Below are 17,334 nucleotides of genomic sequence, written 5' to 3' on the forward strand. Positions count from 1 at the left end.
AAATGCGCCCGGCCTGCATTGCGCAGGCCACAGCGAGCGCGCACTTTGCTGCGCCCTCTGGTAAAGCCTGCCCTTGTGCAGGCATTGTTTTCCTTTTTTGCATGCGCTGTACAAGCGCTTTGATCGTGACTTTCTCTCTGAACAAAATTGTGGCCGCTGCCGGCCTGATCGCTGTTTCCGCCACCGCTGCTGCCGCTGACTCCAGCGTCAACGTGTATGGCCGTATCGACACCGCCGTCGAATCCGTGAAGACCGGCAACGCCCGCGTCAACGGTGTAAACAACAGCGGCTCTTACTTTGGCTTCCAAGGCCAGGAAGACCTGGGCAATGGCCTGAAGCTGGGTTTCCAGCTGGAAAGCGCCATCAACTCGGACAACGGCAGCATCACCGAAGCGGACAGCTTTTTTAGCAACCGCAGCGAAGTGAACCTGTCGGGCAACTTCGGTACCGTGCGCATGGGCCGTTTCTTCAACCCTTCGTACTACGCCATCGCTGACCGCGCCAGCCTGCACAACGAAGACTACGGCATCACTGCCGACGCGCTGTACGTGGGTGTCGAGAACGCCAGCAACCGCCTGGCTTACAAGTCGCCCGTCTTCCACGGCCTGAGCGTGGAGTCGTCGGTGAGCTTCCACGAGCGCGCCGCTGACAACCAGGGCAAGAACGCCTACGACTTGGCCGCCAACTATGACCGTGGCAACTGGTCGTTCGGCGCAGGCTACGGTGAGTGGGCCGATGCCAAGCAATACGCCCTGCGCGCCACCTGGACTGCCGGTGCCTGGACGCTGTCCGGCTACCACCAGCGCAGCGAAGATGTGGTGGCTGGCATCAAGGAAAAGACCAACGTGACCCGTGCTGCCGTGGCCTACGCCATTGGTGCCGGTGAACTGCACGCCAACTTTGGCCACGCCAACGCCGAAGGCCAGGCCGCTGCCAACCAGTGGACCGTGGGCTACAACCACCACCTGAGCAAGCGCACCAAGGTGTACGCGTTCTACAGCCAGCTGCAAAACAAGGACGGCGCAGCCTTTGGCGATCTGAACCCCAACGAAGACCGCAAGTCGGTGTCCGTAGGTATCCGCCACAACTTCTAAGCCCTCGCAGGCCTGCCACCAAAAAAAGCGATCCCTCGGGATCGCTTTTTTTATAGCTGCTAGCGCTTATAGAATAAGCACCAGAGGCAGTTTTCAGCCTTAATCGTGGTAGCGCTCTGCCAGGCTGTTGGCGGCCAGCATCGCGTCATACACCTCCGCTTCGCTGATGGGGCGGCCCATATTGCCCATGGTGTCGTTCTTGTCGCAGGCCAGCTTCGCCACTTGGCGCCACTCGGCCTCTACCAACTCGGTCACACCAAAGTCGCGCAGCGACAGGGGCAGGCCCGCAGCCTTGATGATGCGAATCACCTCTTCAACCTCGTGCAGCGGGGCGTTCTCCAGCACCAGTTGGGTCAGCAGGCCAAAGGCCACCTTCTCGCCATGCTGGGCGTTGTGCAAGGCGGGCACCACGGCCATGCCGTTGTTCACCGCATGGGCAGCGGCCACGCCTGCCGCCTCGGCGCCCACGCCGCTCAGGTAGATGGTGGCTTCAATGGTTTCTTCCAGCGCTGGCGTCACGGCCTTGTTGCGCACGGCATCCATCGCAGCGTCGATGTTTTTGCGCAGAATTTCATAGCACATTTCACCCAGGCCCAAGCCGGTGCGCGAGGGGCGCTTGAGGATCAGGTTGGTGCCATTGCAGCGCCATGAGGCCCGCGCTTCAAAGTAGGTGGCCAGCGCATCGCCCACACCTGCGGCAAAAAAGCGCGCGGGGGCTTGGGCAATGATGGAGGTGTCGGCCAACACGGTATCGGGGTTGTGCGGCATGAACAGGTAGTGGTCAAACTCGCCATTGGGCTTGTAGATCACGGCCAAGGCGGTGCAGGGTGCATCGGTGGAAGCAATGGTGGGCACCAAAATCTGCGGCAGCTTGCAGTGGTGCGCCACGGCCTTGGTCACATCCAGTGCCTTGCCGCCGCCCACACCCAGCACCACATTGCAGCCAGCGGCTTTGACGGCTGCTTCCAAACGGGCAATTTCATCGGTGGTGCACTCACCACCAAACTGCTCTACGTGGCTGCGGATGCCCTGCTGGGTCAGCTGTGCCACGGTGTCGGTTTGAATGCGGGGCAGGAAGAAGCGATCCGCAATGATGAACACATGGTCACCATGCTCAGCAATGTATTCACCCACCTGGTTGAACAGGCCAGCGCCGATGAGGAATTTCTTGGGGGAAGAGACAGAACGTGGAGTCATGGAAGCACCTGGTAGTTGTTATTAGGGTTTTACATAATGCCAAGACGCTGCAACTCCTTCAAGGGCTGCGGGGCGGCATTCGCCGCACACTTGATTCGTATCAAGCAACGCGGGGTTCACCGCGCAGCGGCCTGCACCTGCCTGCGCCGCCGCAGGCGGTGGCGCTGCTAGCGCTGGGTGCGCAGCACTGCCGCATCACACCAGCGCTGCGCCACCTTGGGCGTGGTGATGCACACGGCCTCGTGCGTGACGGTGGTCACCGCACGCTCCAGCAGCTGAATGTCGGCTTCGTGCTGGCGCGCCACATGCGGGTCTTCAAAGAAGATGGCGCGCTGGCAGCGGCGCTCCAGCACCAGGTCGGCAATCTGTGCATCGCCCCCCAAGGGGCCGCTGTGGTAGCGGTCCACCCAGGCTTTGTCCGCAGGCCAGCCTTTGCTCCAGGCCAGTTCGTTGAGTTTTTGCCCTGTGGTGCCCGTGCCCACCCGTCGCTTAAAGCGCGAGAGCAGGTCAAAATTCTGCGCCACAAAATCCAGCATAGCGGGCTTCATGGCATCGTGCGCAATCAGCGCCACGGTCTGGTTTTCAAAGTCATGAAAGCGATCGGCATTGCGGTCGCGCGCCAAGCCTGCGTGCATGCGCTCCATCTCCACCCAGTCGCGCGCCGTGGCCACGGTAGAGATAAAGGGCTTGCCGTGAATCACGCACTGGCGCTTCAAAGCCAATGCTTCCGGGAAGATGGAGGATGGATCGACCGGGTCGGTCAGGTAAATGGCGCCATCCAGCGTGCGCCCCTCGCCCATGCCCACCACCTCAGCCACCAGCTTCATCAGCCCGCCTTCGCGGCCATAGGGGTAGCGCACCAGGTTGCTGTAGCGGTGCATCATGTTGGCGGCGGCAATCGCATCGTAGGTGCGGCCCACAGCGTGCAGGCCCAGGTTCAGCTCGCGCATGCCGGATTCACAGGCGCGCAGCAGCGCAAACAGTGCGGCATCTTCGGTTTGGTGGTGGAGTCGGTTCGCAGCAAGGCCTAACAGCATGGTCACATATTCCTTCACAACAGCGCGTTCTTGAGTTCGTGATTGACGCGCGCACAGAGCATAGACCCAAACACCGGCCCCCGGAATGACGGCCGCTGGCACCCGGTGCGGCGTATGCCCAAGGCCTGCCGCCCATGCCAGAAAGCCGCATGGCGCCTGCAGCGCTGTAAAAATTCATAGCTACCAGCGCTTTCCCTATCTACATCAACGCCTTTTTTGGCAAGTGTGCGAACTAAGCGACACCACGCCAAATTGCTTCTGCTAGCCTGCACACGCCGCTGATCGGTGGCACTTTATTGGCTCTCTGGTATCGGTTTTTGTGTCTGCTTCTTCCTCTTCTGCCGTGGCATCGCCTGCGGCCATGTCGCCCGTTTTTGTCATTGGCTTGCTCGCGCTGCTGCTGGGCTTTCAGCCGCTGACGACCGATCTGTACCTGCCCGCCATGCCGTTGCTGGCGCAGCAGCTCGATGCCTCTGTCGCCCAGACCCAAAGCACGTTTTACACCCTGATCCTGGCGTTTGGCTGCTCACAACTGGCCTGGGGGCCCGCGTCCGACCGCTGGGGCCGTCGCCCCATCTTGCTGGCAGGCATTGGCCTGTATGTGCTGGCCGCCGTGGGCTGCGCCCTGGCTCCGCACATGGATGCCTTGATCGCCTGGCGCACCGTGCAAGGCGCAGCGCTGGGCGCTGTGGTGATGGCGGCCCGCGCCATCGTGCGTGATTTGTACAACCCTGTAGAAGGCACCCACGTCATGTCCAAAGCGCTGTCCGGCTTGGGTGTGCTGGCCTGCTGCAGCCCCTTGATGGGTAGCTGGCTGGCGCAGTACATGGGCTGGCGCTCCACCATGGTGGCGCTGTCTGTGGTGGGGGCCGCGTCCTGGCTGCTGGTGTGGCTGCGTTTTCAGGAAAGCGTGCAGCACTTCAACCCGCATGCCTTGCAGCCCCGGCGTTTGCTGGCCAGCTGGCGCGAGATTCTGCGCCACCCCACCTTTTTGGCCTATTCGGCCACCACCACCAGCTCGTATGGTGGCCTGGTGGTCTTTTTAACCGCCGCCCCCTTTGTCTTTACCCAAGCCCTGGGCTGGAGCGCCAGCCACGTTGGCTGGCTGCTGGCAGCGAATGGGGTGATCTATATTGGCGGCACCATGCTGTGCCGCCGCCTGCTGCCACGCTGGGGCGTGCGCAATACCGTGGCCATCGCCGGTGGGCTGGCCGTGCTGTGTGCCGCCTTGCTGCTGGGCTTGGCGCTGCTGGAGGTGCGCAACCCTTGGGCCTACGCCTGCGCTTGCCTACTGTTTCCGATTGCCCACGGCATCCAGCAGCCCTGCGGCCAAAGCGGGGCCGTCAGCGCTTTTCCCAAAGCGGCGGGCATGGCTTCGGCCCTCAACGGCTTCATCATGATGCTGTTCGCGTTTGTCACGGGCCAGTTGCTGGGCCGCAGCTTCAATGGCACTGTGTACCCCTTGGTTTTCGGGCTGGGCTTCTGGTGTTTGGCAGCAGCCTTGGCATCATGCACGCTGGTGCGCCGCCACGGCGTGCCCAGCGCCTCTTAAAGCCTGGCTTTGCAGGCGCTGCTTGGTCTGAACCGTTTGCCCCTTCGCCCGTTTTCCATTTTGACTGCTTCCACTTCTCCCCTGCCCTGCATTGCCATCGCCGGCCCCACCGCATCTGGCAAAACCAATGCCGCCCTGGCGCTGGCCGCCGTGCTGTCCCAGCGCGGCCAAGCCTGTGAAATCATCAGTGTGGACTCGGCCCTGGTCTATCGCGGCATGGACATTGGCACAGCCAAGCCCACGACCCAAGAGCAAGCGGCAGTGCCGCACCACCTGATCGACATCCTCGATCCCCTGCAGTCCTACAGCGCCGCCGAATTTGTGCAAGACACCCAGCGTCTGGTCGGTGAAATCCGCGCGCGCGGCGCCATCCCGCTGCTGGTGGGCGGCACCATGCTGTACTTCAAAGCGCTGCTGGATGGCATTGACGAAATGCCCGCCGCAGACCCCACCGTGCGCGCCCAGATTGATGCGCAGGCTGCCGAGCGCGGCTGGCCCGCCATGCATGCCGAGCTGGCCCAGGTAGACCCCGAAACCGCCGCCCGCCTGGCCCCCGCGGACAGCCAGCGCATTCAGCGTGCGCTGGAAGTGTGGAAGGTATCCGGTCAACCACTGTCGAGTTTTCACAATACAAAAAAGAGAGCTGCTGACGCAGAGCCTGCCTTCGATTGCACGCTTTTTTCCTTAGAACCCAACGACCGTGCCTGGCTGCACGCGCGCATTGCCCAGCGCTACGACGCCATGCTGCAAGCGGGTTTTATTGACGAGGTGAAAGCCCTGCGCGCCCGCGGCGACCTGAACCCTGACCTGCCCAGCATGCGCTGTGTGGGCTACCGCCAAGTCTGGGAAGAGCTGGACTGGCAAGCGCGCAAAGGCACGCCCGACATCAATATGCACCTGGTGCGCGAAAAAGGCATTGCCGCTACGCGCCAGCTGGCCAAGCGCCAAATCACCTGGCTGCGCAGCATGCCCCAGCGCCACCCGATTGCGTGTGACGACCCACTGGCCACCATGAACGTGGTGCAAGCGGCCTTGGCCTGTATCCCACCGCGCGCGTAACGCAGACGTCCGGCCAGCCCCTGCACCCCAAGCAAACCGAGGGCACCAAGGTTTGCAGGAGAGGCCAGGTACGCCGCCCCAGACTGCATACACATGCGTATGCCAAGGCATTCGCCTGGATACGCCTGCTTACGCCACAGCCCCGGTGTTTCCGTTAGTCTTGACCCCAAAGGGCAAGCTATGAAACACCTTCACTTTCTTGGGATCGCCATCGCACTCACGCTGGGTGGCTGCGCGCACCGTGATTACTACCCCGCCTCTGATACGACCGCCAACACCCCCAGCGGCATCACGGTCTACGGGGAAATCGATGCCAGCGTGGTGCATACGCGCTGAGTTTTTTAGGCCCTAGCGGGCTTTGTAGCTCTTGCTCACGAAGGGCACTTCTTCCAGCCCTCGGCGCCTATTCACCGTCAACGTCATGAGAAAAAACAGATTGCACAACGCATTGCAAATGCGTGGCAACACCTCTGGCACGTCACGCCCCTCTTGCGCTACACGCACCATCGCACGAATCGCCTTTTTCGCCGCCGATCGTGCCTGGTGCAATTGCGGCACAGGTGCTGTACCGCGTGGAAGCACAAACACATGCTCGCGCTCGCCCAACGCCTGGCGGTAGTGCTGCATGCGCTGCAGCACCCACTGCACATCGGCCTCTTCAATCGCCAGCTTGCCGCGAATCGATCCATTCACATGAAAAGCCAGTGGTTGTATGTGCGCGAGATCTTCGGCAATGTCAGCCAAGTCTGCGGGCGTTGCCGAAAAGGCCATCCCAATCAGCGTGCACCACTCATCCGTCGTCACTTCAAAGTCGCACAGCGATGCGGTTTCGTGGATGAAGGGGTAGCAGACCTCATCCCAGTTTTTGCTTGATTTCATAAAACCTCTACGGGCAAACCCCAGCAAGCGCCCACAAAAAAGCGCACAGAAGCAAATCTGTGCGCTTGGCTGATGGCTTGGTGCACCGCACCAAGCCGGGGCTGACAAGAATTAGCGGGGTGACCACTTCAAAGTCAGATAGCCTGCACGGCCACGCTGGTTATAGCCATACGCCGTTTCGTATTGCTTGTCGGTCAGATTGGCAACACGTGCTTGCACTGCCCATTCCTTTGCAAACTTGTATTCAGCATAAGCATCCAACGTGGCATAGCTCTTGAGCACGACCTTCTTGGAAGGGTATCCAAACAGATCGGTGCGATTACCCACGTACAAGGCATTGGCACCCAGCTTCCAAGCACCCCATGTTTTGTCTACCGAGACAGTGGCTTGCTGCTTTGGCATACGGCGTGTAATGCGCTCACCGAGACTGTCGCGGGAATCAAGGTAATCGTAGGACGCCGCAAATTGCCACGTATCCAGCGACTTGCTGTATCCCAGCGACCAGCCCTTCATCCGGGCATGATCAATATTTTCAACCGTCGTCCCCCACACGATGAGGTTGCTCACCTTGTTGTCAAAGCGCGCCAACTTGAAGGCATGGCCGTCCAGCGTCCAGTGCAGCCCCAACTCCGTATTCCGTCCCTCTTCCGGTTGCAGATTGGGGTTGCCACCACCGCCCCACATAGGGTCTGCAGGCCAGTACAGCTGATTGAACGTGGGCGCATTGATGCTCTTGCCACGCGAGGCATAAGCACGCAAAGAGGGCAGCAGCTGGAAGCCATAGCCAATGCCCCACGTCTCAAAGCGACCGAATTGCGAGTTGTCATCGCTGCGCACATTCACTTGCCAGCTATGACGGTCATAGCTGCCATTCAAGCCTGCGTAAACAGCATCCGTGGTGCGTTTGGTTTTGTCGTATTCCGTCGTGGAATTGACTTTTTGCTCCAGTCGTTCCACTCCCGCAATGGCGATACCAACGGGGGTCTTGAACTCGTTGCTCCACTTGTATTCTTTTTGCTTGGTCTGGTACAGCGAATCGGTGAGCACCTTGGTCACCAACGCACGGTCATAGGAGCGCAACTTGTCACTCGACGACGATGTGCTCAAGCTGGTTGTCCAGATATCGTTAACTTTGCCTGTCAGCTTGAGTTGGCCTGTTCCTGCATCGGAATCCACCCACGAAGCTTTGGTGGCGCCGTTGTCAAACTCCGCATAGCCGTCGGCGCGCATCAAGTTGGCATCCAGGCGCCAAGCATCATTGAATGCATAGCCCAAAGCCGCCGTGACCGAAGTTTGGTGGTACTTGTCTTTGTCTGCGTTGAAAGAGCCACTTTTCGCATTCGTCGAAGAAAAGCCTGGATCCAATACCCGTGCCACATTCAGGCTGTAATTCCAGCCTTGCTGTGCACCCGCAAACCCTGCGCTCGCGTCCTTGTAGGCAGATTGACCCACAGTGGCCGACGCATAAGGCACAAATGCCTGCTTGGCGCCCTTGCCCTGTTTGGTGAAAATTTGAATGACACCGCCAATCGCATCGCTGCCATACAACGCAGAAGCAGGGCCATGCACCACCTCAATGCGCTCAATACTCTCTAGTGGCAAAGAGGACAACGAGGGCGATCCATCCGTCACAGATCCAAAGCGCACGCCGTCCACCAGCAAAATCACTTGCTTGCTTCCGCGGATAGAAACACTCTGCGTATTACCGCGCCCGCCATTGCTCGACATCTGCACACCGGCAAAACGCTGCAGCACTTCGGCCAGAGAACGCCCAGCCGAATTGCTGATCTGCTCTTGCGTAATGACGCGCACATCCGCCAGCGTTTCATCCAGTTTGGTTTCAGAGCGTGTTGCCGTCACCACCGTCGTAGCCATCTTGGCGTCTTGCGCGACGGCAGACTGGGCCAAAGTCAAAGCGGCCAGCGCCACAGCAGCCATAGGAAAGCGCGCACAAGCGCGTGCAGACGTACCTTCCAGCGAGAAGGAATCAAAGTTTTTCATGGAGTTCACATCAGTTGGCACAGGCGTCCCCGCCGTGCTTCACACAACACCGACTCTGGGTGAGAGCCGAACCTTTTTTGGCCGGTATCCAGACTGATGCACCGACTGTCACAGCCTTCCCAGAGCAATCAGCTCCAGTGGCAAAGCGGACAGGCTGGTTCCTGAGAACCCATGCACACACTGTTGCGGGGGCAGTACATGCAATACGTGGGCGCGCAAGCGCCTGCGTATCCATGTTTCCCGTTTAACTGCAACGTCAGAACGACGTTGCGAGCACCAAAAGCAGCGATTCTATGCCGCTTGTCAGCCCCACCTTGTCGCAGCGATCTAACAACCCGGCACTGGCGACGCCCACAAACCGCCGCTTTTTTCGGTTGGATCTGAAGCTTTACGCACACAAAAAAATAGCTGCCAGCGCAATCTACATCAGCGCTGGCAGCCATTTTTACTCCTCAAACACCGAGCCGCAGTTGCGGCCCCGGCACCCGCAGGCCCCAAGGGCCACAACGGGGGTGCAACGCCATTACTGACCGTGTGCAGCCACTTCTTGGTCGACCTCGGCGTGAATTTTTTGCATCTGCGCCGAAGGTGCTTTGCCCATCAGGCTGACCACCACAATCGCTATCGACGACAGCACAAAACCGGGCACGATTTCATACAGACGGAAGATGCCATAAACGTCCTTCATGGGCACGCCATAGCTCTTCCACAGCAGCACGGTGACAGCGCCCACCACCATGCCCGCCAGTGCGCCGTTGCGGGTCATGCGCTTCCACAGCACCGAGAACAGCACAATCGGCCCGAACGCGGCGCCAAAGCCGGCCCACGCGTAGCTCACCATGCCCAGCACTTTGGAGTTGGGGTCTTGCGCAATCACGATGGCCACCACGGCAATCGCAAACACCATGGCGCGGCCAAACCACACCAGTTGCTGGTCGCTGGCGGTTTTGTTCAAGAAGGTTTTGTAGATGTCTTGCGTCAGCGCGCTGGAGCACACCAGCAACTGGCACGACAAGGTAGACATCACCGCCGCCAGCACCGCCGCCAGCAGCACGCCCGCCAGCCAGGGGTTGAACAGCAGCTTGGTCACTTCCAAGAACACCGTTTCTGCGTTGGCGTTCACGCCTGCGGCAATCTCGGGGCGTGCGCCAAAGAAGGCAATGCCAAAAAAGCCCACGGCCACTGCGCCACCCAGGCACAGCACCATCCAGGTCATGCCAATGCGGCGGGCGTTGGGAATGGTTTTGACCGACTCTGCCGCCATGAAGCGCACCAGAATGTGCGGCTGGCCAAAGTAGCCCAGGCCCCAGGCCAGCAGCGAGACGATGGCAATCACATCCAGATTGGCCACCATGTCAAACGCGCCGGGGCGTGCAGTTGCAATCACATCAGCCGATGCCGCCACGCCGCCATCGGCGTAAATCACCATCAAGGGCGCTAGGATCAGCGCCGTAATCATCAGGGCCGCCTGGATGGTGTCCGTCCAGCTCACGGCCAAAAAGCCGCCGATGAACACATAGGCCATGGTGGCCACCGCACCCACCCACAGGGCGGTCTGGTAATCCATGCCAAACATCGACTCAAACAACCGCGCACCCGCTACCACGCCCGAGGCGCAGTAAATGGTGAAAAACACCAAAATCACCACCGCCGTGACGATGCGCAGCAAGCTGCTTTGGTCTTCAAAACGGTTGGTGAAATAGTCGGGCAGCGTCAGCGCGTTGCCCACCTTTTCGGTGTACACCCGCAGGCGTGCCGCCACAAAGCGCCAGTTCAGCCAGGCACCCACGCACAGGCCCACGGCAATCCATGCCTCCGACAAACCCGAGAGAAACACCGCGCCGGGCAGGCCCATCAGCAGCCAGCCACTCATGTCCGACGCGCCTGCCGACAGCGCCGTCACCACACTGCCCAGGCTGCGACCGCCCAAGATGTAGTCCGACAAATTCTGGGTTGCGCGGTAGCCCAGCCATCCGATCAGCAGCATGCCAAACAGATAGATGGCAAACATCACCAGCGTTGGGGTGTTAGCGGTCATTCGTATCCTCCTCAATCTTGTAAATGGCTGCGGTGTCACCGCCCCGCTCACCAGCGCTGCCACAGCGCGGGCACCCCACTGCCGCATACCACCGACACAAGGAATCCGAACGAGGGCACACTCCGCCGCCCCGTGCACCGGCGCCCTCACCATGGTGCAAACCCTCAATTGGAACAGGTGTTGCCCCGCGTGGCGCACACCAGCGCGCTATGCCGCCCGCTGGCCGTGGGTTTTGCAGCACTGAGCGCGCCCCGCAAAGCACCCCTGTGCCAGCGTTTGTTGGCTGATTTAGGTACAGTCATGGCCCATACGCGCCTTGCGCGCACGCCGCCTTGAACGCCCCAGAACACCATGACCCAAGATAACGACCGCGCCTCTGAACTCAAAAAAATCGAAATGTGCGATGCCTGCGCCGGTATCCAGCGCAACTGGCGCAAAGCCCCCGGCCACGTCGAGCTGACCCAGGGCGACAACTACAAGCGCGAGCGTGAAACCGGCACCGTCACCATCACCCGGTATGTCTGCGAGCGCTGCGGCACCAACTGGGAATATGAAAACGACAAAAAGAACATGCACGCAGGCTGGTCGCTCACTGGCCGCCGCCCTACCAAGAACTAAAAATACATAGCTGCAAGCGCTTGCCCCACAAGCGCCAGAGGCCAAAAACACCATAAAAAAAAGCTGCGGGGCATGGGCCTCAGCAGCTTTTTTTATGCGCCTGTTGATCGAGCAGATGGGCGCATCACCTCTACCAGCTACCTAACTACACAGCCGCGCCCCTACCCAGCCAACCACCGGTTGGCGGCTGGAAGTTGGCGATTGGTGATTGAAACAGCGCGCAAAGCCAAGAAGGCAGTACCCGCACGCTCAGTCCAGCAACGCCAAGCACCCAAAACCAAGCATTTGGCCTCGTGTGAGCGGGCCTTAAAACCCCGCCCCCGGCTTGCTCAAATACACCTTCTCTGCCGCCGTACTCTCGCGGCCCAGGATGGGGTTGCGGTGCGGAAAGCGCCCAAACTCCTTGATCACCTCCCGGTGCTTGTTCGCGTAATCCAGCGTGCCTTCAAAAAACTCGCGCAGCGCGGGCTCCGCTTCCTGGTACAGCTGCTCAAACGCCACCACACTGTGCTCTTGCATCAGCATGTCTTCGGCATGCTCCAGCGGCAGGTAAATAAAGATGCGCGCAATAGCGGGAATGCTGGCGTCCATATCCCAGCCCAAATCAATCGCCTTCAGCGCCAACTGCCGCGCCTTGGCATCGCCCGCAAAACTCTTGGGCGTGCAGCGGTAGGCATTGCGCGTGAACTGGTCCAGCACAATCAGCAGTGCCAGCATGCCCAGGGGCGACTCCAGCGCCTCGCCATCCAGCTTGCCCGCCAGCGCCTCTTGCAGCACCGCGCCAAACAGGTGGCGAATCTCTTCATCCACCTCCTCCGACTTGGTAAACCACAGCGTCTTGCGCGCCAGCGCGCTCTCGTTGGTGGGCAACTCTGCGCCCAGCCAGTACTCCAGCACCTGCGACAGGCGCGGGTCCAGCACATGCGCAACAGGCAAAGACAGGTGTTTGGAGGTGTCAGACATGGCTATTCCTTTTTATAAAACGCAGTAAACCCAGCAAAGCCCAAGCGTAACGCCACTGCCAGCGCCACTTTCAGCAACGATGGTGCATGGCAGCGCCTCAAAGATCAAGGCAAGCCAGCGCATACCGCACACAGGCCAGGTGGTGGGCCGCGCACGGCAGCGCGCCCTGCATGCCCGCCACAACGCAAACAAGGTTGAACGCAGCGCCACCAAAAACATAGCTGTCCGCGCTTTCCACATCTGCGCAAAAGTCCTAAAACACCTTCAAAAAGCCTGCGTACACGGGCACACACCGCAGTCGACTATGTGGCACACCCGCAGCGCTTTGCCCCTATAACCACCCCATACCTACAAATACTGGTGCAGCCTGCCGGGGAGGGGCCGCGCACCACACAGAGACATGGCTACCCTGATACCTGCACTGGGCACCTGCCTGCACCGCATGACCTCGGGCGAAAAACGCCTGGCCGAGCGGCTGGAAAAGAAACTGGAGGACGACTACCTGCTTTGGTACGACGTGCCCATTGGCCCCAAGCAAACCCACCCCGATTTTGTGGTGCTGCACCCGCACCGGGGCGCGCTGATTTTGGAAACCAAAGACTGGCACCTCAGCACCATCCGCAGCGCTACGCGCGAGCGGTTTGAAATTCTGGACAGCAGCAGCGGCCAGCCTAAAGTGGTGATGAACCCGCTGGCGCAAGCGCGCCACTGCGCCATTCAGGTCATCAATGCCCTGCAACGCGACCCGCAACTGCAGCAGCCCGACGGCCCGCACAAGGGCCAGCTCATCTTTCCGTGGGGTTACGGCGTGGTGTTCACCCGCATCACCCGCGCGCAGTTTGAAGCGGCGGAACTGGGCAGCGCCATTCCCGAGCGCTTGGTCATCTGCCAGGACGAGATGTTTGAAAACGTCGAGCCCGAGGCCTTCCAAGAGCGCCTGTGGGCCATGTTTCCGCACAGCTTTGGCAAGCGGGGCATCACCGTGCCGCAGCTCGAACGTGTGCGCTGGATTCTCTTCCCCCAGGTGCGCGTGCCCCAGCAGCAAAGCCTGTTTGAAGATGCCAGCGCCGAAGCCGCCGCAGAAAACGCTGCCGAAGAACGCCTGCCCGACATCATGCGCGTGATGGACCTACAGCAAGAACAACTTGCACGCAGCCTGGGCGACGGCCACCGCGTCATCCACGGCGTGGCAGGCTCGGGCAAAACCATGATTTTGGGCTACCGCGCCGAACACCTGGCTCAAACCCAGGGCCCCGGCAGCAAACCCATTCTGGTGCTCTGCTACAACGAGCCGCTGGCCGTCAAACTGGCCGCCCAGCTCGACACCAAAGGCCTGAGCGAGCGCGTACACGTGCGCCACTTCCACAAATGGGTGCGTGACCAGCTCGTCGCCTACCACCAGTTGCCCGACTACGCCGAGCGCTGGCCCGTGGGCAAAAAAATGGAGGAATACGTGCGCTGCGTCATCAGCGGGGTGGACAAAGGCCACATCCCCGCAGGCCAGTACCACGCCATCCTGATCGACGAGGGGCACGACTTTGCGCCCGAATGGCTCAAGCTCATCACCCAGATGGTGGACCCGCACACCAACAGCCTGCTCCTGCTGTATGACGATGCGCAAAGCATTTACCGGCGCAGCGGCAAGATGGGCTTTAGCCTCAAAAGCGTGGGCATACAAGCCAGCGGGCGCACCACCATCCTCAAAATCAACTACCGCAACACCCGGCAAATTTTGCAGCTGGCCAATCAGGTGGCGGGCAGCATCCTCCAGCCCGAGGACGCCAAGGATGAAGACAGCATCCCCCTGCTCGCCCCCATGGGCTGCGGGCGCGAAGGGCCAGAACCCATCGTCATCAACCTGCCCAGCCTGCCCGAACGCGCCGCCAAGATTGCCGAACTGCTGGCCGACCAGCACGCCCAAGGCCACGCCTGGGGCGACATGGCCGTGCTGTGCCGCGACTGGGACGGCATGGACATCTGCAGCCGCGCCCTCACCCGCAAAGGCCTGCCCCACCGCGTACGCAAAAAATCAGGCGACTTTCAGCCGCAAGACAACACCATCAAGGTCATGACAATGCATGCCAGCAAAGGGCTGGAATGGCCGGTGGTGGCGGTTTTAACGTCTGAAGTTCAAGAAAAGATGAGCCAAGAGGATTTAGAGATGGAATCTAAATTGGCTTATGTCGCGGCAACAAGATCAACTAATTTATTAATATCATAATATAAACTATGAAGAAAAAATCTATGACTGCAGAGTTTTATGCAATGCATGCTCTTAATAATAATGACTTCTCTACTTTGTTTGATTTATTAAAATCAAACAATAATTCACATGCTCCATCAATAGCATTAGAGAATAAATCAGATGGTACTGAGTCAGATGAAAAATACCAAATTAGATCTATAGCCTCAAACAAATCTGAAACCGTTTTCATGGCTGTTTTTGGCAGATGCCGCTTTAATGAAGTACTTGAGCAAGCTTCCGAAGAAAGTGATGATAAAGAGGTTTCCCTTCTTCCTGGGCATGGTTTAGTAGAGAAAAATCATTTCTTTTCTTTAAGGAAAATAATTTAATTGTTTATCAACGGAATGGCAACGGAAGCAGTATTGGAAAACTTCAGCGCTACTTAAACAGAGTAACAAAGAAAAATATCTTACTCGAAGCTGTTTTAACCGAGGACAGCTACTCAAAACTAATAAAATCTGGTCCATTAAAGAAAATAGAAGCTTCTATTCTTCCGCCTCCTTTTGCAGAAATTGAAGAAGAAGGCTGGCTTAGAGATTTAATTAAATCTTTCAAATCTGATAATGCCAAGCGTATTAAATTAACGTTAACAGCTGATTCAAACTATCCTTTGCCAGATCACTACAAAGAATCTTTGGCAAACTTGGCAAGAGCTGGCTGGGCGAAGGTTGCTCGCGCAACTGTGATGCCTGAAAAAGGAAATATTGATATCAATGACGTTTGCTTAAAAAATGAAATTATAGACCTAATATTGAATAGAATAAAAAAAGAATTCGAAGTAGAACTAGATGAAAAAAATAAATTCTTACCTAAAGATGTTTTTTATGGTCTAGCAAAAGCAAAAGACGAATGCAATGAACAAATCAAATTCTTCTTTACTAAGACCTAGAGTCTTAACGAATATTCTATTTTTAACAATAGCAATAACATGCATATTTTTATATTATCCTGATGATGAAAATAAGAAACTTGTCGCTGACTGGAAAAGCTACACATCAGTCATGGGCAGTGTGGCTGCAACAATGGTTGGTTTTTTAGTAGCTATAGGTGCCCTGCTATATACCATATCTAATACTCCACTGGTTTCTTTCTTAAGAAAATATGGAGTTGAAAAAAGGATTTTATTTGATTTGTTTGGAGCAACTCTATTTTGGCTAATATGTTTATTTTTCTCATTATATTCAATATTTCCAATGGCAAAAATTCAACCATCGACAAGTGGAATTATTAGTTTTGGATTTTCAATCGCAGGATTATTATCATTCTTACCAATAGCATACAGCTTGTGGATGATTTTATCTAATATAGATGCCAAACCGGTTAATAAGAACACTATTCCAGAAACGAAAAACGAAGATTTCTGGCAAAAGCCAACAGATCTTGATTAGAAATGCTCTCCCACCTCCTCCTAGGCACCAACCACCTCCAAGCCAGCCGCCAGTTCTATGACGCCGTCCTCGGCGTTCTGGGCGCGGCGCCTGCGACGCATATCCACGTCAACGGTTTTGAGCGCTATGTGTGGGATCACGATGGCACGCGGCTGATGATCGCCACGCCGCGCAACGGTGAGCCTGCCACGCACTACAACGGTTTTACGCTGGGGTTCAAAACCACCTCCATCGACCAGTTGCACCGCGCACTCGACGCTGCTTTGGCCCACGGCGGCGTAGCCATTGAAGATGCGCCCGGCTGGCGCCGCGCACCGGGCAATGACCGCTATCTGGCTTATGTGCGCGACCCGGCGGGCCACAAGCTGTGTTTGATGTTTCGTGAAGCATGGGCCACGTCCGCATAAACCATAGCTGCTAACGCTTGCTGCATCAGCGTTAGAGGCCAATTTGGTGCTTAGCCCAATCAACACCCCAAAAAAAGCAAACCAGCCTTGACAGCAGCGGGCCGCAACGCCCCACACCGTTTTGCGTGCGCAAGCGTCGTGCAGGCCACATGGCAGTCCTGCATATTTCCGGCGGCTGTGGGAGCGTAGCGCTGCAAGCGCGCAGCGAGTTCCGCCGGGCAGCCCCCGGCAGGGTCGCATCTTGGGTGACTTGAGTGAAAGCTGCGCTTTTCTGGACGAAAACAAAAAGTCACTCGCTCGCCGGTGCGATGAACCGGCTTCTGCCTCTAACACCCGCATGCTTTGAGCATTGCGCAGATGGCAAATGATTGATAGATCAATCAGCCTCTAACGCTGATGCAGCAAGCGCTAGCAGCTATCAAATAAGACACTCCCAACGCCCCAAGACCACGCTGTCTGTGATCTCTCACAAACTGCATGCACGCCGTTTGGGCGTAAATTGCAAGTACGCCTTGTGATGGGCGCCAACGCCTATAGATGCACAGAGATGGCCAAAAAATTCCCGATTGCCCCCGCCCACCCCAAGCGCCTGTGCTGGGGCTGCGATCTGTATTGCCCGGCCGATGACCTGCGCTGCGGCAATGGCTCCGACCGCACGCCCCACCCTTGCGAGTTCTGGGGCGACGACTGGGAGCAGATGGTGGAGGGTACGTCCTGCGAAGCGGTGGCCGCTGCCGCTACCAAGGCCCCGACACCACCCCACAGCCTGTAGGCCCTGCGTGCCCAGGGTGCCCGGGTTGTGCCAGAGGGGTGCCTGCCTGCGGCAGCTGCGTTTGCCATACACAGCTAAAACCAA

General features: G+C 58.2%; 17 protein-coding genes and 1 riboswitch. Of the genes, 11 read left to right on the top strand and 6 right to left on the bottom strand.

Annotated features, from left to right (window positions below; genetic code table 11):
• Nucleotides 1-125: 125 nt before the first annotated feature.
• Nucleotides 126-1,094: a porin gene (locus QEP12_RS16395; RefSeq protein WP_284214940.1), complete on the top strand. Its 969-nt coding sequence runs from the start codon at nucleotides 126-128 to the stop codon at nucleotides 1,092-1,094.
• 99 nt (nucleotides 1,095-1,193) lie between these two features.
• On the opposite strand, the gene QEP12_RS16400 is transcribed toward QEP12_RS16395, so the two are convergent.
• Together QEP12_RS16400 and QEP12_RS16405 are read right to left on the bottom strand one after the other, a co-directional pair.
• On the bottom strand, nucleotides 1,194-2,291 hold the full coding sequence (locus QEP12_RS16400; protein ID WP_284214941.1) for a glycerol dehydrogenase: 1,098 nt from the start codon (nucleotides 2,289-2,291) through the stop codon (nucleotides 1,194-1,196).
• 167 nt (nucleotides 2,292-2,458) lie between these two features.
• Nucleotides 2,459-3,334 (bottom strand): methylglyoxal synthase, encoded by an 876-nt coding sequence (locus QEP12_RS16405; protein WP_284214951.1) that lies wholly within the window; start codon nucleotides 3,332-3,334, stop codon nucleotides 2,459-2,461.
• Between the two features lie 313 nt (nucleotides 3,335-3,647).
• Between QEP12_RS16405 and QEP12_RS16410 the strand changes: the two genes are divergently transcribed.
• The 3 genes from QEP12_RS16410 (at nucleotide 3,648) to QEP12_RS16420 (ending at nucleotide 6,275) form a co-directional block, all read left to right on the top strand.
• Nucleotides 3,648-4,880 (top strand): multidrug effflux MFS transporter, encoded by a 1,233-nt coding sequence (locus tag QEP12_RS16410; RefSeq protein WP_284214942.1) that lies wholly within the window; start codon nucleotides 3,648-3,650, stop codon nucleotides 4,878-4,880.
• A 60-nt stretch (nucleotides 4,881-4,940) separates the two neighbouring features.
• A complete protein-coding gene (miaA, locus tag QEP12_RS16415; protein WP_174863120.1) occupies nucleotides 4,941-5,939 on the top strand; it encodes a tRNA (adenosine(37)-N6)-dimethylallyltransferase MiaA in 999 nt (332 codons plus the stop codon).
• 180 nt (nucleotides 5,940-6,119) lie between these two features.
• Nucleotides 6,120-6,275 carry a hypothetical protein gene (locus tag QEP12_RS16420; protein WP_174863119.1) on the top strand — a complete coding sequence of 52 codons (156 nt, stop codon included), beginning with the start codon at nucleotides 6,120-6,122 and terminating at the stop codon, nucleotides 6,273-6,275.
• 12 nt (nucleotides 6,276-6,287) lie between these two features.
• Here the strand turns inward: QEP12_RS16420 and QEP12_RS16425 are convergent, their stop codons facing one another.
• From QEP12_RS16425 to putP, 3 genes are all read right to left on the bottom strand, one after another.
• Nucleotides 6,288-6,818 (bottom strand): cobalamin adenosyltransferase, encoded by a 531-nt coding sequence (locus QEP12_RS16425; protein ID WP_174863118.1) that lies wholly within the window; start codon nucleotides 6,816-6,818, stop codon nucleotides 6,288-6,290.
• A 111-nt stretch (nucleotides 6,819-6,929) separates the two neighbouring features.
• Entirely contained in the window at nucleotides 6,930-8,819 is a 1,890-nt protein-coding gene (locus QEP12_RS16430) for a TonB-dependent receptor domain-containing protein (RefSeq protein WP_284214943.1), read from the bottom strand.
• A 62-nt stretch (nucleotides 8,820-8,881) separates the two neighbouring features.
• Nucleotides 8,882-9,115: riboswitch (cobalamin riboswitch) on the bottom strand.
• A 227-nt stretch (nucleotides 9,116-9,342) separates the two neighbouring features.
• Nucleotides 9,343-10,857 carry a sodium/proline symporter PutP gene (gene putP / locus QEP12_RS16435; RefSeq protein ID WP_431308108.1) on the bottom strand — a complete coding sequence of 505 codons (1,515 nt, stop codon included), beginning with the start codon at nucleotides 10,855-10,857 and terminating at the stop codon, nucleotides 9,343-9,345.
• 351 nt (nucleotides 10,858-11,208) lie between these two features.
• On the opposite strand from putP, the gene QEP12_RS16440 reads away from it, so the two are divergent.
• The gene (locus tag QEP12_RS16440; RefSeq protein ID WP_174863115.1) at nucleotides 11,209-11,475 is read left to right on the top strand and encodes a hypothetical protein; all 267 of its coding nucleotides are present in this window, start codon (nucleotides 11,209-11,211) and stop codon (nucleotides 11,473-11,475) included.
• 306 nt (nucleotides 11,476-11,781) lie between these two features.
• On the opposite strand, the gene QEP12_RS16445 is transcribed toward QEP12_RS16440, so the two are convergent.
• Nucleotides 11,782-12,438 (bottom strand): DUF924 family protein, encoded by a 657-nt coding sequence (locus QEP12_RS16445; RefSeq protein ID WP_284214944.1) that lies wholly within the window; start codon nucleotides 12,436-12,438, stop codon nucleotides 11,782-11,784.
• 400 nt (nucleotides 12,439-12,838) lie between these two features.
• Here QEP12_RS16445 and QEP12_RS16450 point away from each other — a divergent pair, with 400 nt between their 5' ends.
• From QEP12_RS16450 to QEP12_RS16475, 6 genes are all read left to right on the top strand, one after another.
• A complete protein-coding gene (locus QEP12_RS16450) occupies nucleotides 12,839-14,659 on the top strand; it encodes a 3'-5' exonuclease (RefSeq protein ID WP_284214945.1) in 1,821 nt (606 codons plus the stop codon).
• Between the two features lie 8 nt (nucleotides 14,660-14,667).
• Nucleotides 14,668-15,012 (top strand): hypothetical protein, encoded by a 345-nt coding sequence (locus QEP12_RS16455; protein WP_284214946.1) that lies wholly within the window; start codon nucleotides 14,668-14,670, stop codon nucleotides 15,010-15,012.
• On the top strand, nucleotides 15,012-15,572 hold the full coding sequence (locus QEP12_RS17030) for a hypothetical protein (RefSeq protein WP_348521130.1): 561 nt from the start codon (nucleotides 15,012-15,014) through the stop codon (nucleotides 15,570-15,572). Before QEP12_RS16455 ends, QEP12_RS17030 begins: the two co-directional genes overlap by 1 nt.
• Nucleotides 15,538-16,071 (top strand): hypothetical protein, encoded by a 534-nt coding sequence (locus tag QEP12_RS16465; protein WP_284214948.1) that lies wholly within the window; start codon nucleotides 15,538-15,540, stop codon nucleotides 16,069-16,071. The genes QEP12_RS17030 and QEP12_RS16465 overlap by 35 nt, the downstream gene beginning before the upstream one ends.
• A gap of 2 nt (nucleotides 16,072-16,073) precedes the next feature.
• Nucleotides 16,074-16,478 carry a VOC family protein gene (locus QEP12_RS16470; protein ID WP_284214949.1) on the top strand — a complete coding sequence of 135 codons (405 nt, stop codon included), beginning with the start codon at nucleotides 16,074-16,076 and terminating at the stop codon, nucleotides 16,476-16,478.
• Nucleotides 16,479-17,025: 547 nt separating this feature from the next.
• Nucleotides 17,026-17,250 carry a DUF3079 domain-containing protein gene (locus QEP12_RS16475; RefSeq protein WP_284214950.1) on the top strand — a complete coding sequence of 75 codons (225 nt, stop codon included), beginning with the start codon at nucleotides 17,026-17,028 and terminating at the stop codon, nucleotides 17,248-17,250.
• Nucleotides 17,251-17,334: the final 84 nt, after the last annotated feature.

This window comes from Comamonas jiangduensis, assembly GCF_030162955.1.
GTDB classification, from domain to species: Bacteria; Pseudomonadota; Gammaproteobacteria; order Burkholderiales; family Burkholderiaceae_C; genus Comamonas; species Comamonas jiangduensis.